Source organism: Limnohabitans sp. Hippo4 (assembly GCF_003063605.1).
Taxonomy (GTDB): Bacteria; Pseudomonadota; Gammaproteobacteria; order Burkholderiales; family Burkholderiaceae_C; genus Limnohabitans_A.
Genome location: NZ_NESE01000001.1, coordinates 551,286 through 564,225, shown reverse-complemented (window position 1 = coordinate 564,225; position 12,940 = coordinate 551,286). Strand labels below are relative to the sequence as shown.

The 12,940-nt window shown below is 53.1% G+C and carries 14 protein-coding genes and 1 tRNA gene; 12 read left to right on the top strand and 3 right to left on the bottom strand.

Annotation, left to right across the window (positions count from 1 at the left end; all coding sequences use genetic code 11):
* The first annotated feature begins 19 nt into the window (after positions 1 to 19).
* A complete protein-coding gene (locus B9Z46_RS02590; RefSeq protein WP_108254836.1) occupies positions 20 to 1,267 on the top strand; it encodes a branched-chain amino acid ABC transporter substrate-binding protein in 1,248 nt (415 codons plus the stop codon).
* 53 nt (positions 1,268 to 1,320) lie between these two features.
* On the opposite strand, the gene B9Z46_RS02585 is transcribed toward B9Z46_RS02590, so the two are convergent.
* The 3 genes from B9Z46_RS02585 to B9Z46_RS02575 all read right to left on the bottom strand — a co-directional run bounded on the left by B9Z46_RS02585 (position 1,321) and on the right by B9Z46_RS02575 (position 3,941).
* Positions 1,321 to 2,298, bottom strand: a complete 978-nt coding sequence (locus B9Z46_RS02585; RefSeq protein WP_055360327.1) for a tripartite tricarboxylate transporter substrate binding protein — start codon at positions 2,296 to 2,298, stop codon at positions 1,321 to 1,323.
* An 80-nt stretch (positions 2,299 to 2,378) separates the two neighbouring features.
* Positions 2,379 to 3,392 (bottom strand): tripartite tricarboxylate transporter substrate binding protein, encoded by a 1,014-nt coding sequence (locus tag B9Z46_RS02580; protein ID WP_055360328.1) that lies wholly within the window; start codon positions 3,390 to 3,392, stop codon positions 2,379 to 2,381.
* Positions 3,393 to 3,521: 129 nt separating this feature from the next.
* Positions 3,522 to 3,941: an RNA-binding S4 domain-containing protein gene (locus B9Z46_RS02575; RefSeq protein WP_108254420.1), complete on the bottom strand. Its 420-nt coding sequence runs from the start codon at positions 3,939 to 3,941 to the stop codon at positions 3,522 to 3,524.
* A 250-nt stretch (positions 3,942 to 4,191) separates the two neighbouring features.
* Here B9Z46_RS02575 and rpsO point away from each other — a divergent pair, with 250 nt between their 5' ends.
* From rpsO to nuoF, 11 genes are all read left to right on the top strand, one after another.
* Positions 4,192 to 4,458 carry a 30S ribosomal protein S15 gene (rpsO, locus tag B9Z46_RS02570; RefSeq protein WP_055360330.1) on the top strand — a complete coding sequence of 89 codons (267 nt, stop codon included), beginning with the start codon at positions 4,192 to 4,194 and terminating at the stop codon, positions 4,456 to 4,458.
* Positions 4,459 to 4,681: 223 nt separating this feature from the next.
* A complete protein-coding gene (gene pnp / locus B9Z46_RS02565) occupies positions 4,682 to 6,799 on the top strand; it encodes a polyribonucleotide nucleotidyltransferase (RefSeq protein ID WP_108254419.1) in 2,118 nt (705 codons plus the stop codon).
* Between the two features lie 30 nt (positions 6,800 to 6,829).
* On the top strand, positions 6,830 to 7,585 hold the full coding sequence (gene tpiA / locus B9Z46_RS02560; RefSeq protein ID WP_108254418.1) for a triose-phosphate isomerase: 756 nt from the start codon (positions 6,830 to 6,832) through the stop codon (positions 7,583 to 7,585).
* A 46-nt stretch (positions 7,586 to 7,631) separates the two neighbouring features.
* Positions 7,632 to 8,009, top strand: coding sequence for a preprotein translocase subunit SecG (gene secG / locus B9Z46_RS02555; protein WP_108254835.1), 378 nt, complete (start codon positions 7,632 to 7,634; stop codon positions 8,007 to 8,009).
* Positions 8,010 to 8,169: 160 nt separating this feature from the next.
* Positions 8,170 to 8,254, top strand: a tRNA-Leu gene (locus B9Z46_RS02550).
* Between the two features lie 55 nt (positions 8,255 to 8,309).
* A complete protein-coding gene (locus B9Z46_RS02545) occupies positions 8,310 to 8,672 on the top strand; it encodes an NADH-quinone oxidoreductase subunit A (RefSeq protein WP_055360333.1) in 363 nt (120 codons plus the stop codon).
* A gap of 37 nt (positions 8,673 to 8,709) precedes the next feature.
* The gene (locus tag B9Z46_RS02540) at positions 8,710 to 9,189 is read left to right on the top strand and encodes an NADH-quinone oxidoreductase subunit B family protein (RefSeq protein ID WP_055360334.1); all 480 of its coding nucleotides are present in this window, start codon (positions 8,710 to 8,712) and stop codon (positions 9,187 to 9,189) included.
* A 10-nt stretch (positions 9,190 to 9,199) separates the two neighbouring features.
* Positions 9,200 to 9,805 (top strand): NADH-quinone oxidoreductase subunit C, encoded by a 606-nt coding sequence (locus B9Z46_RS02535; RefSeq protein WP_055360335.1) that lies wholly within the window; start codon positions 9,200 to 9,202, stop codon positions 9,803 to 9,805.
* A gap of 25 nt (positions 9,806 to 9,830) precedes the next feature.
* Entirely contained in the window at positions 9,831 to 11,084 is a 1,254-nt protein-coding gene (locus B9Z46_RS02530) for an NADH-quinone oxidoreductase subunit D (protein WP_108254417.1), read from the top strand.
* Positions 11,081 to 11,572, top strand: coding sequence for an NADH-quinone oxidoreductase subunit NuoE (gene nuoE / locus B9Z46_RS02525; protein ID WP_055360337.1), 492 nt, complete (start codon positions 11,081 to 11,083; stop codon positions 11,570 to 11,572). Before B9Z46_RS02530 ends, nuoE begins: the two co-directional genes overlap by 4 nt.
* The gene (gene nuoF, locus B9Z46_RS02520; RefSeq protein ID WP_108254416.1) at positions 11,569 to 12,927 is read left to right on the top strand and encodes an NADH-quinone oxidoreductase subunit NuoF; all 1,359 of its coding nucleotides are present in this window, start codon (positions 11,569 to 11,571) and stop codon (positions 12,925 to 12,927) included. Before nuoE ends, nuoF begins: the two co-directional genes overlap by 4 nt.
* Positions 12,928 to 12,940: the final 13 nt, after the last annotated feature.

Sequence of the window (12,940 nt, the reverse complement as noted above, 5' to 3'; positions counted from 1 at the left end):
TCACTTGTTTCATTCGGTGATGCGCAGCATTGCGTGTCTGGCGCTTGGCGTTTGCATGACTGCGCATGCGCAAAAGGCACCCATCCAATTGGCATTGATTGAGGGCATGAGTGGCCCCTTTGCAAACACAGGCGAAGCAGTGTTGCGCAATTTGGTATGGGCGGTGGAGCGCGTGAATGCACGTGGAGGTGTGAACACTGCTGAAGGCAAACGGCTTTTGGTTTTGAACCGCTATGACAGCAAAGGCCAGAACGAGGAAGCCATCACTGCATTGCGTGCCGCCATTGATGCAGGAGCCCAATATGTATTTCAAGGCAACTCGTCTGCCAACGCGGCTGTGTTGATTGATGCAATTCAGAAACACAACGATCGTGATTTGCAAAAACGCGTACTCTTTTTAAATTACTCAGCAGTTGATCCTGCGCTGACGCAAGAGAAGTGCAATTTTTGGCACTTCAGATTTGATGCACATGCCGACATGCGCATGACCGCACTGATGCAGGTGCTAAAACAAGACACCAAACTCAAGTCTGTGTATTTGATCGGACAAGATTACAGCTTTGGCCAAGCGGTGCTGCGTGAAGCCAAGCAACAGCTGACCCAATTGCGGCCCGACGTTCAAATCGTCGGTGACGAGTTGCATCCGATGGGGCGTGTGAAAGACTTTTTACCCTATGCGTCCAAAATCAAAGCGTCAGGTGCGCAAGCTGTGATCACGGGCAATTGGGGCAATGATCTGACATTGTTGGTGAAGGCTGCCAAAGAAGTGGGCTTTGAAGGTAAGTTTTACACCTTCTATGGCAATGCCCTAGGTGCGCCGGCTGCCATGGGTGAGGCGGGTGTTGGCAAAGTTTTGGCGGTGGCCGAGTGGATGCCCAACGTGGCAGGCGCGGAAAGCGTCAAGTTTTATCAAGCCTTCAAACAACGCTTTGACAAGCCTTCTGAAGACTATGTGCATTTGCGCATGCAGTTGATGGTGGAAGCCTTGGCGCAGTCGATTGAAAAGGCAGGCTCGGCCGAGCCCTTGGCGGTGGCCTTGCAACTTGAAAATGCGGAAGTCAGCATGGCCGGGCGGAGCGGCAAAATGCGTGCACAAGATCATCAGTTTCAGCAACCCTTGGTGGTGGGTGTGATGGCCAAACAGGGCGGCACAGACGTGCCCTTTGATGTGGAAGGCTCAGGCTACGGATTCAAAACAGTGAAGCAATTCAAAGCAGCCGAAGTGGCGATGCCGAGCAGTTGCAAAATGAGCCGCCCCGCATTCTGAAACAAAACAAATGCCCATGTAAAAAGCCCAGTTTTGACTGGGCTTTTTTCGTTTTAGCCTTGCTTGGCCAATCCGAGTTTTTCAATGATGACTTTTTCTTTTTGGTAGTTGTCACGCGCAAACTTGGTGTATTCCTCGGTGTTCATGTAAATCACCGATTGGTCAAATTTTTCGAAGGTGGCCAAGACTTGTGGGTCTTCCAAAGTTTTCTTGAACGCATCTTGCAATTTGCGTGTGATGGCTGGGTCCATGCCTTTGGGGCCGCCAATACCGAAGGGTGAATCGGACACTGTGTCGTAGCCCAATTCATTGAGTGTGGGCACATTGGGCCAACGCTTGGTTCGCTTGCTGCCATAGGTGGCCAGCAATCTACAGGTGCCTGCGTCAACGTGCGGTGCCCAACCTGTGGCATCGCTGTGTGACATGACATGGCCACCCAAGAGTGCGGCCATGCCATCTGCATTGCCTTTGAAGGGAATGTGCTGAAGCTGGATACCGGCTTTCATGGCGAATTCTTCAACTGCCAAATGCGGTGTGGTGCCGTTGCCTGTAGAGCCGAAGGTAAATTTGCCGGGATTGGCTTTGGCATAGTCCACCAAATCTTTGATGGACTTGATGGGCGAGTCGGAGCGCACCACAATGCCAAAGGTGTAGCCAGTCAGACAGGCGATGTAGGTGAAATCTTGCATGGGATTGAATTGCATTTTTTGCATGTGCGGCAAACGCAAAATACCAATGGTCAATTGAGACAGGGTGTAGCCATCGGGCTTGGCATTGACCAATTCATTGGGGCCCAACATGCCGCTGGCGCCAGCTTTGTTTTCAATCACCACAGGGCTGCCTAAGATGCGCGTGGCGCTTTCAGCCAAGGCGCGCATTACACCATCGGTAGAGCCACCAGCTGGCCAAGGGCAAATCAATTTGATGGGTTTAGATGGAAAGTTGCTTTGCGCCATGGCCGGCATGGCAATGGTGACAGCACCCGCCAAGCCTGCTTGGAGGACGTCGCGTCGATTCAATTCAAAGGTCATTTGATGTTCCAAAAATAGAGGAAGTAAAAATTCAGGTGGACAGTATCAAGATCAAAATTTCGTGAATGCTTGCGGCGTTTTTATTCAGCCTTGGCACCTGACTCTTTGACCACTTTGGTCCACTTCACGATTTCACTGGCTTGGTATTTGCCCAGTTCATCGGGTGTCGACAACACAGGGTCAAGTCCCAATGTTTTTAAACGCTCAGTCACTTCTGGCAATTTAAAGACGCGAACCACCTCGGCATTCAATTTGTCGATGATGGGTTTGGGCGTATTGGCGGGTGCAAACATGGCAAACCAAGTGGTGGCTTCAAAGCCAGGCAATGACTCTGCAACCGTGGGAACGTCTGGTGCTGCAGGCGAGCGCTTGGCTGTGGTTTGCGCAATTGCGCGGATCTTGCCTTCTTTGGCCATGGGCAAGGCCGATGGCATGTTGTCAAACACCAACTGAATGCTGCCACCCAACAAATCGGGCAAGAAAAATTGGCGGCCTTTGTAGGGCACGTGCGTCATGCTGGTGCCAGTCATGGACTTGAACAATTCGCCAGACATGTGCACCGAGGTACCAATGCCAGGCGAGCCAAACGACAGCTTGTTCGGATTGGCCTTCATGTAGGCAATCAGCTCGTTCACAGTTTTAACAGGCAGGTCGTTGTTGACCACCAGCAAATTGGGGGCAGACGCAATCAAGGAAATGGGTGAAAAGTTTTTCACCATGTCGTAGGGCATCTTTTCGTAAAGGGAGCCATTGATCGAATGCGTACCTACAGTGCCCATCACAAGGGTGTAGCCGTCGCCAGCAGATTTGGCCACGATGTCGCTACCAATGTTGCCGCCTGCGCCAGGTTTGTTGTCGATCACCACGGGCTGTCCCAGTTGCGCTTTTTCGCTGAACAGGCGCGCCAAAATGTCGGGTGCGCCACCCGTTGGGAATGTCACCACCAAGCGAATCGGCCGGTTGGGATAGGCTTGTGCAGAGGCTGAGGTGCTGCTCAATAGACCAAGGCCAAGAGGGGCTGCCAAGCTCAAAGCGTACAAAATGCGCAGGCTGAGTCGGCGCGTGCTTGGGGCTGCGGTGCCAGAAAACTTCATTGAGGGTCTCCTACGGGTTAAAGGGTGACCACACTGTAGGGGGGAGGCGAAGGCTGGGGGAGGGTGAAAACCCCTGTTAACTTCTCAAACTGGCACTTAGGCGTCACTTGGAGCCACGAAGCATCGCTTTCAATCGAAATCGACCGAAGCGCTCCAGCGGTCGTTCCAGCCCACGCCCTTGGCTTTTTCCAATTCTCGGCGATTGCGCTTGGTGGGGCGGCCTTGCTCGATGCTCAGTGCGGGCTCGCGGGCCAAGCGCCTTTGAATGCTGGTTTTTTCTCTGAGGGCAATGCTTTCAGGCGTTTCCTCGTACAAAGTTTGGGCCATGGGTGCGGGGCCCCGCTGGTCGCTGAGGCCGAGAACCCTGAGTGTTCGGGTGATGTCGCCTTGTCGAGTGCTGACGATGTCGCCAACTTTGACCTCGCGGGAGGCTTTGGCCGTTTGGCCATTGATTTCGACTCGGCCCTTGCCAATTTCGTCTGTGGCCAGGGAACGCGTCTTGTAAAACCGGGCAGCCCACAGCCATTTGTCGATTCTGATTTTGTCCATAAGACGCCATTTTGGGCTGAAAATCAGCATTGATACCTGTATTTAAAGCCAGTATGGCCGGAGGGGGTGGTTTAGGCAGGTGGCTATGGTTATAATTCCGAGGCTTTGCCAAGCAGACCCCTTTGGGGATTTGCAAGGCCAAGATCGCACGCAGCAGTTGATTCCAAACCGCTTGCGCAAGTTATAAAACCTCGTTTTGTTGTTCATGTTGCCTAGCAATGTGAATGCCTAACGAAAACAAGGAAGAAAAATGATTGCATCCTCCATCAAGGCAGAGGTCGTTAAGGCCAATGCCCGCGCTGCCAATGACACTGGTAGCCCCGAAGTCCAAGTGGCTTTGCTGACAGCTCGCATCAACGAGTTGACACCTCACTTCAAAACACACGCCAAAGACCACCACGGTCGCCGCGGTTTGTTGCGCATGGTGAGCCGTCGTCGTAAATTGTTGGACTACTTGAAGTCCAAAGACGCTGACCGCTATGTTGCTCTGATCGCCAAACTTGGCCTGCGCAAATAAGCGTATCGAAAGATGACAAGCGCCTGAGTTAGCCCGCTAGCTCAGGCGCTTTCTACTTTAATTTTCTAAAAAGACGTTTTCAGACCGAACCCGCGCTGTGTCATTCCATCAATCATCTGTGTTTCAAAGCAGATCATTCATGGAATGGCATCGAGTTCAGACTGCAAATATCTAGGCTTTTCAGTGCAGCCGTTTGCACTGTGATTTTCTGGAGTTATTGAACATGTCCATTTTTAACAAAGTGACAAAAACCTTCCAATGGGGCCAACACAAGGTCATCATGGAAACCGGCGAAATTGCTCGCCAAGCTTCCGGCGCTGTGCTGGTCAACATTGAAGACACCGTGGTTTTGGCCACAGTGGTGGCTTCCAAAAATTCGAAAGCCGGTCAAGATTTTTTCCCCTTGACCGTGGACTACATTGAGAAAGCATACGCAGCCGGCAAGATTCCTGGCAGCTTCTTCAAGCGAGAAGCCAAGCCCAGCGAGTTGGAGACCCTCACCAGCCGTTTGATCGACCGTCCTATTCGCCCTCTGTTTCCAGAAGGTTTCTACAACGACGTGCACGTTGTGGTGCACACCGTTTCTTTGAACCCTGAAGTCGATGCCGACATTGCAGCTTTGATCGCTGTGAGCGCTGCATTGTCAATTTCTGGCGTGCCATTCAATGGCCCCATCGGCGCTGCGCGCGTGGGTTACATCAACGGCGAATACGTGTTGAACCCTGGTCAAACACAACGCAAAGACAGCCAGATGGACTTGGTCGTTGCCGGTACTGAAGCTGCCGTGTTGATGGTGGAATCTGAAGCGCAACAATTGTCTGAAGAGATCATGTTGGGCGCTGTGGTGTTTGGCCATGAGCAAGGCAACATTGCGATCAACGCCATTCACGAATTGGTGCGCGATGCTGGCAAACCAGCTTGGGATTGGACTGCGCCCGCCAAGGACGAAACCCTGATTGCCAAGGTCAAAGCTCACGCTGAAGAAAAACTGCGCGCTGCTTACCAAATTCGCAACAAACAAAGCCGCACACAAGCTTGCCGCGAAACCTATGCCGCCACCATGGAAGGCCTCAAGGCTGAAGGCGTCGAGTTCGACAGCGTCAAAGTTGAAGGCATGTTGTTTGACATCGAAGCCAACATCGTTCGCAGTCAAATCTTGGCAGGCGAGCCCCGCATCGACGGCCGAGACACACGCACCGTGCGTCCTATCGAAATCCGCAACTCCGTGTTGCCACGGACTCACGGTTCTACACTTTTCACACGCGGCGAAACACAAGCCTTGGTGATCGCCACTTTGGGTACAGAGCGCGATGCACAACGCATTGACGCATTGGCCGGTGAGTACGAAGACCGCTTCATGTTGCACTACAACATGCCTCCCTTTGCCACTGGCGAAGTGGGCCGCATGGGTTCTACAAAACGTCGTGAAATTGGTCATGGACGTTTGGCCAAGCGTGCCTTGGCTGCTGTTTTGCCTACCAAAGAAGAGTTCCCCTACACCATGCGTGTGGTATCTGAAATTACAGAGTCCAATGGTTCTTCTTCCATGGCTTCTGTGTGCGGTGGCTGCTTGTCCTTGATGGACGCTGGTGTGCCCATGAAAGCGCACGTGGCAGGTATTGCCATGGGCCTGATCAAAGACGCCAACCGCTTTGCTGTGTTGACCGACATCTTGGGCGACGAAGATCATTTGGGTGACATGGACTTTAAAGTGGCCGGTACCACCAACGGCGTGACGGCTTTGCAGATGGACATCAAAATCCAAGGCATTACCAAAGAGATCATGCAAGTGGCCTTGGCACAAGCCAAAGAAGCGCGCATGCACATCTTGGGCAAGATGCAAGACGCCATGAGCGAAGCCAAAACCGAAGTGTCCAACTTCGCACCCAAGCTCTTCACCATGAAGATCAATCCCGAGAAAATTCGCGATGTGATCGGCAAGGGCGGCGCCACCATCCGTGCGTTGACCGAAGAAACCGGTACACAGATCAACATCAATGAAGACGGCACGATCACCATCGCTGCTGCCGATGGCGCCAAGGCTGATGAAGCCAAACGCCGCATTGAGCAGATCACTGCTGAAGTTGAAATCGGCAAAGTCTACGAAGGCCCCGTCACCAAGTTGTTGGACTTCGGTGCATTGATCAATTTGTTGCCAGGCAAAGATGGCTTGTTGCACATCAGCCAAATCGCCCACGAGCGCGTTGAAAAAGTGTCTGACTATTTGCAAGAAGGTCAGATCGTTAAAGTCAAAGTGCTCGAGACCGACGAAAAAGGCCGCGTGAAATTGTCCATGAAAGCCTTGATCGATCGTCCTGCTGCGCCTGCGCAGTCTGAGTGATCAAACACCAAGGCAGAAGAGGGGAAGACCATGAAGAAAAAGCTCATTGCAGGCAACTGGAAGATGAATGGCAGTTTGGCTGCCAACGCTTCTTTGTTGCAAGCAGTGCTTGATGGCAGCAAAGGCATGAATTGCCAAGCTGCTGTGTGTGTGCCTGCTGCTTATTTGGCGCAGGTGCAAACCATTCTTTCGGGTCAAACCCTCGTCGCCTTGGGCGCGCAAGATGTGTCAGCGCAAGAGGTGGGTGCCTTTACCGGCGAAATCTCTGCTGGCATGTTGAATGATTTTTCGGTGCGCTATGCCATCGTGGGTCATTCGGAGCGCCGTCAATACCACGCAGAGTCGGATGCCACGGTGGCCCTCAAAGCGCAGCGCGCTTTGTCGGCTGGCATCACGCCCATTGTGTGCGTGGGAGAAACTTTGGCGGATCGCGAAGCTGGCAAAACCGAAGAAGTGGTGAAGCGCCAATTGGCTGCCGTCATTCACACCAACGGTCATTGCATCAGTGAAATCGTGGTGGCTTATGAGCCCGTGTGGGCCATCGGAACGGGTCGAACGGCATCGCCTGAACAAGCGCAAGAGGTTCACGCCGTGTTGCGTGCGCAACTGAAAGCGGCAACGTCACATTCAGACCGTATTTCTATTTTGTATGGCGGCAGCATGAATGCCGCCAATGCCGCACAGTTGCTGGCACAACCCGACATTGACGGTGGCTTGATTGGCGGTGCCGCCCTCAAGGCGCCCGACTTTTTGGCCATCATGGCCGCAGGTTCAGTGAGTGCTTAAGCCCTCTTGAACGTACGACAGTAGACATTTAGATTTGGAGCAAAGCATGAATGCAATGATCACCGTAATTTTGGCTGTACAGATGTTGTCGGCCTTGGCCATGATTGGTTTGATTTTGGTGCAACATGGCAAAGGTGCCGACATGGGTGCCGCGTTTGGCAGCGGCAGTTCTGGCAGCTTGTTTGGTGCATCGGGTGGTGCCAATTTCTTGTCACGCACCACGGCTGTTTTGGCCGCTGTGTTTTTCACAAGCACACTGATGTTGGCCTACTTTGGTAACCTTCGCCCCGCAGCGTCTGGCAGTGTGTTGGAAGGCGCCGCAGTCGTGGCTCCCGCAGCACCTGTAGACAACAGCACAGCGTCACAAATTCCAGGTAACGCACCAGTAACTTCCGGTGCACCTGCACCTGCAAGTTCGAAGTAAGAAATCTCTTGGTTTTTGCGCACTTGTGGTCTTCTTGATGCGCGTCATAAATTTCGGCGTTTACCCCGAAAGATGAACCCTGTTTAGGGGTAAACTACGAGTTGTTCTGAGAGCCAAAACCTACTTGTAGGTGCCTCACGCCATCAGAGCAAAAATAACCGCCGTCGTGGTGAAATTGGTAGACACGCTATCTTGAGGGGGTAGTGGCGAAAGCTGTGCGAGTTCGAGTCTCGCCGACGGCACCAACACAGAGAGTCGCTGGGTGTGATCACCCAGCGTTTCACAAGTGAGTAGAAGTCCATGACCAACCTTGACCAGTATCTCCCCATCTTGTTGTTCATCTTGGTGGGAGTCGCCGTCGGCGTACTGCCTCAGGTCTTGGGGTACATCTTAGGCCCCAACCGTCCAGACGCTGCCAAAAACTCCCCTTACGAATGCGGCTTTGAAGCCTTCGAAGACGCCCGCATGAAATTTGACGTTCGCTACTACTTGGTGGCGATCTTGTTCATTTTGTTTGACCTCGAAATTGCTTTCTTGTTTCCTTGGGCCGTGGCCTTGAAGGAAGTGGGTGTGGCAGGCTTTGTCGCTGTCGTAATTTTTCTCGCCATTCTGGTTGTGGGCTTTGTCTACGAGTGGAAAAAAGGCGCCCTGGATTGGGAATGATCCCGTTTGACTTTGTGCTTCAACAAGGATGTGAACAATGATTGAAGGCGTGATGAAAGAAGGCTTCATCACCACGAGCTATGACTCTGTGGTGAACTGGGCCAAGACGGGTTCTTTGTGGCCCATGACTTTTGGCTTGGCATGTTGCGCGGTTGAAATGATGCACGCTGCCACGGCACGCTACGACTTGGCGCGCTTTGGTGCTGAAGTGTTCCGTGCCAGTCCTCGTCAAAGTGATTTGATGATTGTGGCAGGCACGCTCACCAACAAAATGGCACCTGCTTTGCGCAAGGTTTACGACCAAATGTCCGAGCCCCGTTGGGTCATCTCCATGGGCTCTTGCGCCAACGGCGGTGGCTACTACCACTACAGCTATTCAGTGGTTCGCGGATGCGATCGCATTGTGCCTGTGGACGTTTATGTACCAGGCTGCCCACCTACTGCGGAAGCCCTGATCTACGGCATCATCCAGTTGCAGCAAAAGATTCGCCGCACGCAAACCATTGCGCGGGTTTGAAAGAAGCACCATGACTTTTTCAATTCATCCCGAACAACTTCAACAAAATTTGACGCAAGTCTTGGGCGAGCAAGTCGAGCATGTCGATTTGGCTTTGGGCGAGGTCACAGTGCATGTGAGCGCCGCCAATTACCTTGCGGTCATGCAAACATTGCGCGATGCGCCTTTGTGCCAATTTGAACAACTCATGGACCTGTGCGGCATGGACTATTCCACCTACCGCGAAGTAGGGGATGAGGGTCCTCGTTTTGGTGTGGTGGTGCACTTGCTGTCCGTCTCCCTGAACCAGCGTGTGCGTGTCATGGTGCGTTGCCCAGAAGATGACTTGCCCTTGGTTGATTCGGTCATGCACCTGTGGAACGCTGCCAACTGGTACGAGCGTGAAGCCTTCGACTTGTACGGCATTGTGTTCGATGGCCACATCGATTTGCGCCGCATTCTCACCGACTACGGCTTCATCGGCCATCCTTTTCGCAAAGACTTTCCTGTCTCAGGTCATGTCGAAATGCGTTACGACGCAGAGCGTGCACGTGTTGTGTACGAGCCCGTTTCGATCGAGCCTCGCGAAATCACACCGCGCATCATTCGCGAAGAGAAATACGGAGGTCTGCACTGAGCGCTTGGCGCTCGTGTGAATCAACATGGCAGAAATTAAAAACTACACCTTGAACTTTGGCCCGCAGCACCCTGCGGCACACGGCGTTTTGCGTTTGGTGCTTGAGATGGATGGTGAGGTCGTACAGCGTGCTGATCCGCACATTGGCTTGTTGCACCGTGCTACTGAAAAGTTGGCCGAAAGCAAAACCTACATTCAGTCCTTGCCCTACATGGACCGCTTGGACTATGTGTCCATGATGTCCAACGAGCATGCGTACTGCTTGGCCATTGAAAAATTGTTGGGCATTGAAGTGCCCGAACGCGCGCAGTACATCCGTGTGATGTTCTCCGAAATTACGCGCTTGCTCAACCACCTCATGTGGTTGGGTTCGCACGCCAACGATTGCGGCAGCTCTACCGTTTTGATTTACGCATTCCGTGAACGTGAAGACTTGTTCGACATGTACGAGGCGGTCTCTGGTGCGCGCATGCACGCGGCGTACTTCCGTCCAGGTGGTGTGTACCGCGACTTGCCAGACACTATGGCGCAATACCAAGTCAACAAAATTCGCAATGCCAAAGCCATTGCCGAATTGAATGTGAATCGCCAAGGTTCATTGCTCGACTTCATTGAAGATTTCACCAACCGTTTCCCCAAGTGCATCGACGAGTACGAGACATTGCTCACCGACAACCGCATTTGGAAGCAGCGTACCGTTGGCATTGGTGTTGTGTCCCCAGAGCGCGCTCTGAACTTGGGCATGACAGGTCCGATGTTGCGCGGCTCGGGCATTGCTTGGGATTTGCGTAAAACGCAGCCCTACGATGCCTATGACAAAGTTGAGTTTGATGTGCCTGTGGGCAAAACAGGCGACAGCTACGACCGCTACTTGGTTCGCATGCAAGAAATGCGCGAATCCAACAGCATCATTCAGCAATGTATCAAGTGGTTGCGCGTCAACCCAGGCCCCGTCATTACCGACAACCACAAGGTGGCACCGCCATCACGTGAGTCCATGAAGACCAACATGGAAGGTTTGATTCACCACTTCAAACTTTTCACAGAAGGTTTCCGCGTGCCCGAAGGCCAAGCCTATGCGGCCGTTGAGCACCCTAAAGGTGAGTTTGGTATCTACCTCGTCAGCGACGGTGCCAACAAACCTTACCGCTTGAAAATCCGTGCCCCGGGCTATGCCCATCTGGCGACCCTTGATGAAATGGCCCGTGGCCACATGTTGGCCGACGCAGTGGCCATTATTGGAACCATGGACATTGTGTTTGGAGAGATTGACCGATGATCTCTGATGCGACCAAAGCCCGCTTCGCACGCGAAGTGGCCAAATTTCCTGCCGATCAAAAGCAGTCTGCCGTCATGGCCTGCTTGTCCATCGTGCAACAAGAGCTCGGTTGGGTCAGCCCTGAGAGCGAAAAAGTGGTGGCCGACTACCTGGGCATGGCGCCCATGGCTGTGCACGAAGTCACCACTTTTTACAACATGTACAACCAGCAAAAATTGGGCAAGTTCAAACTGAACGTTTGCACCAATTTGCCTTGCCAGTTGCGTGGCGGCCAACAAGCCTTGGTCCATTTACAAAAACGTTTGGGCATTCAGTCGGGTGAAACAACGCCGGATGGCCTCATCACGTTGCAGCCCAGCGAGTGCCAGGGCGCTTGCGCTGATGCGCCTGTGTTGCTTGTCAACGATCGCACCATGTGCAGTTTCATGAGCAACGAAAAGCTCGATGAGTTGGTCGATACCTTGCAAAAATCTGGAGGCGCAGCATGAGCGCTGATTTGAATCAGTTGTTGTCGCGCTTTGCGGCCACAGGCGTGGAAACCTCTTTCCACGAGCGTCACATCAACCCGCAAATCATGGCGGGTTTGAATGGCGCTAACTGGAGCCTCAAAGATTACGAAGCGCGCGGTGGTTACCAAGCCCTGCGCAAAATCTTGGGCAAAGATGGCGGCGAAGGCCTGACGCAAGACCAAGTCATTGCCACTGTCAAAGAGTCTGCCTTGCGCGGCCGTGGTGGTGCTGGTTTCCCTACAGGTCTGAAGTGGAGCTTCATGCCCCGTCAGTTCCCGGGTCAAAAGTATCTGGTTTGCAATTCGGACGAAGGCGAGCCGGGTACTTGCAAAGACCGCGACATCATGCAATTCAATCCCCACATTGTGATTGAAGGCATGGCCATTGCGGCTTATGCGATGGGCATCAACGTGGGTTACAACTACATCCACGGCGAAATTTTCCAAACCTACGAACGCTTTGAAGCGGCTTTAGAAGAAGCGCGCGCAGCAGGCTATCTGGGTGACAAGATCATGGGCAGCAGCTTCAACTTCCAGTTGCATGCATCCCATGGTTTCGGTGCTTACATCTGCGGTGAAGAAACCGCATTGCTTGAGTCTTTGGAAGGCAAAAAAGGCCAACCGCGCTTCAAGCCGCCATTCCCCGCTAGCTTCGGTTTGTACGGCAAGCCCACCACCATCAACAACACCGAAACCTTTGCAGCGGTTCCCTGGATCATTCGCAATGGGGGTCAGGCGTATTTGGAATGCGGCAAGCCCAACAACGGCGGCACCAAGATTTTCTCGATCAGTGGCGACGTTGAGCGTCCTGGCAATTACGAAATTCCCCTGGGCACTTCCTTTGCCAAACTCTTGGAGTTGGCAGGTGGCATGCGCGGTGGACGTCAGTTGAAAGCCGTCATTCCTGGCGGTTCGTCTGCGCCTGTGTTGCCCGCCAACATCATGATGGACGTCACCATGGACTATGACTCGATTGCCAAAGCCGGCTCCATGCTGGGTTCTGGCGCGGTCATCGTCATGGACGACACGCGTTGCATGGTCAAGTCTTTGCAGCGTTTGTCTTATTTCTACTCCCACGAATCATGTGGCCAATGCACCCCTTGCCGAGAAGGTACAGGTTGGTTGTGGCGCATGGTGGATCGCATCGAAAATGGTCACGGCCGTGCAAGCGACCTCGACCTGTTGAACTCGGTGGCTGACAACATTCAAGGACGCACCATTTGCGCTTTGGGTGATGCCGCCGCCATGCCTGTGCGCGGAATGATCAAACATTTCCGTCACGAATTTGAGTACCACGTTGAGCACAAGACCTGCATGGTCCCCGCTTACGTTTGAGACGGCAGATCAC

What these genes read in the sequence shown, in the direction of transcription:
- pnp (WP_108254419.1), top strand. Translation starts at nt 4,682, where the DNA reads ATGTCCATTTTTAACAAAGTGACAAAAACCTTCCAATGGGGCCAACAC.
- rpsO (WP_055360330.1), top strand. Translation starts at nt 4,192, where the DNA reads ATGATTGCATCCTCCATCAAGGCAGAGGTCGTTAAGGCCAATGCCCGC.
- nuoF (WP_108254416.1), top strand. Translation starts at nt 11,569, where the DNA reads ATGAGCGCTGATTTGAATCAGTTGTTGTCGCGCTTTGCGGCCACAGGC.
- nuoE (WP_055360337.1), top strand. Translation starts at nt 11,081, where the DNA reads ATGATCTCTGATGCGACCAAAGCCCGCTTCGCACGCGAAGTGGCCAAA.
- secG (WP_108254835.1), top strand. Translation starts at nt 7,632, where the DNA reads ATGAATGCAATGATCACCGTAATTTTGGCTGTACAGATGTTGTCGGCC.
- B9Z46_RS02575 (WP_108254420.1), bottom strand. Translation starts at nt 3,941, where the DNA reads ATGGACAAAATCAGAATCGACAAATGGCTGTGGGCTGCCCGGTTTTAC.
- B9Z46_RS02530 (WP_108254417.1), top strand. Translation starts at nt 9,831, where the DNA reads ATGGCAGAAATTAAAAACTACACCTTGAACTTTGGCCCGCAGCACCCT.
- B9Z46_RS02585 (WP_055360327.1), bottom strand. Translation starts at nt 2,298, where the DNA reads ATGACCTTTGAATTGAATCGACGCGACGTCCTCCAAGCAGGCTTGGCG.
- B9Z46_RS02545 (WP_055360333.1), top strand. Translation starts at nt 8,310, where the DNA reads ATGACCAACCTTGACCAGTATCTCCCCATCTTGTTGTTCATCTTGGTG.
- B9Z46_RS02580 (WP_055360328.1), bottom strand. Translation starts at nt 3,392, where the DNA reads ATGAAGTTTTCTGGCACCGCAGCCCCAAGCACGCGCCGACTCAGCCTG.
- B9Z46_RS02540 (WP_055360334.1), top strand. Translation starts at nt 8,710, where the DNA reads ATGATTGAAGGCGTGATGAAAGAAGGCTTCATCACCACGAGCTATGAC.
- B9Z46_RS02590 (WP_108254836.1), top strand. Translation starts at nt 20, where the DNA reads ATGCGCAGCATTGCGTGTCTGGCGCTTGGCGTTTGCATGACTGCGCAT.
- tpiA (WP_108254418.1), top strand. Translation starts at nt 6,830, where the DNA reads ATGAAGAAAAAGCTCATTGCAGGCAACTGGAAGATGAATGGCAGTTTG.
- B9Z46_RS02535 (WP_055360335.1), top strand. Translation starts at nt 9,200, where the DNA reads ATGACTTTTTCAATTCATCCCGAACAACTTCAACAAAATTTGACGCAA.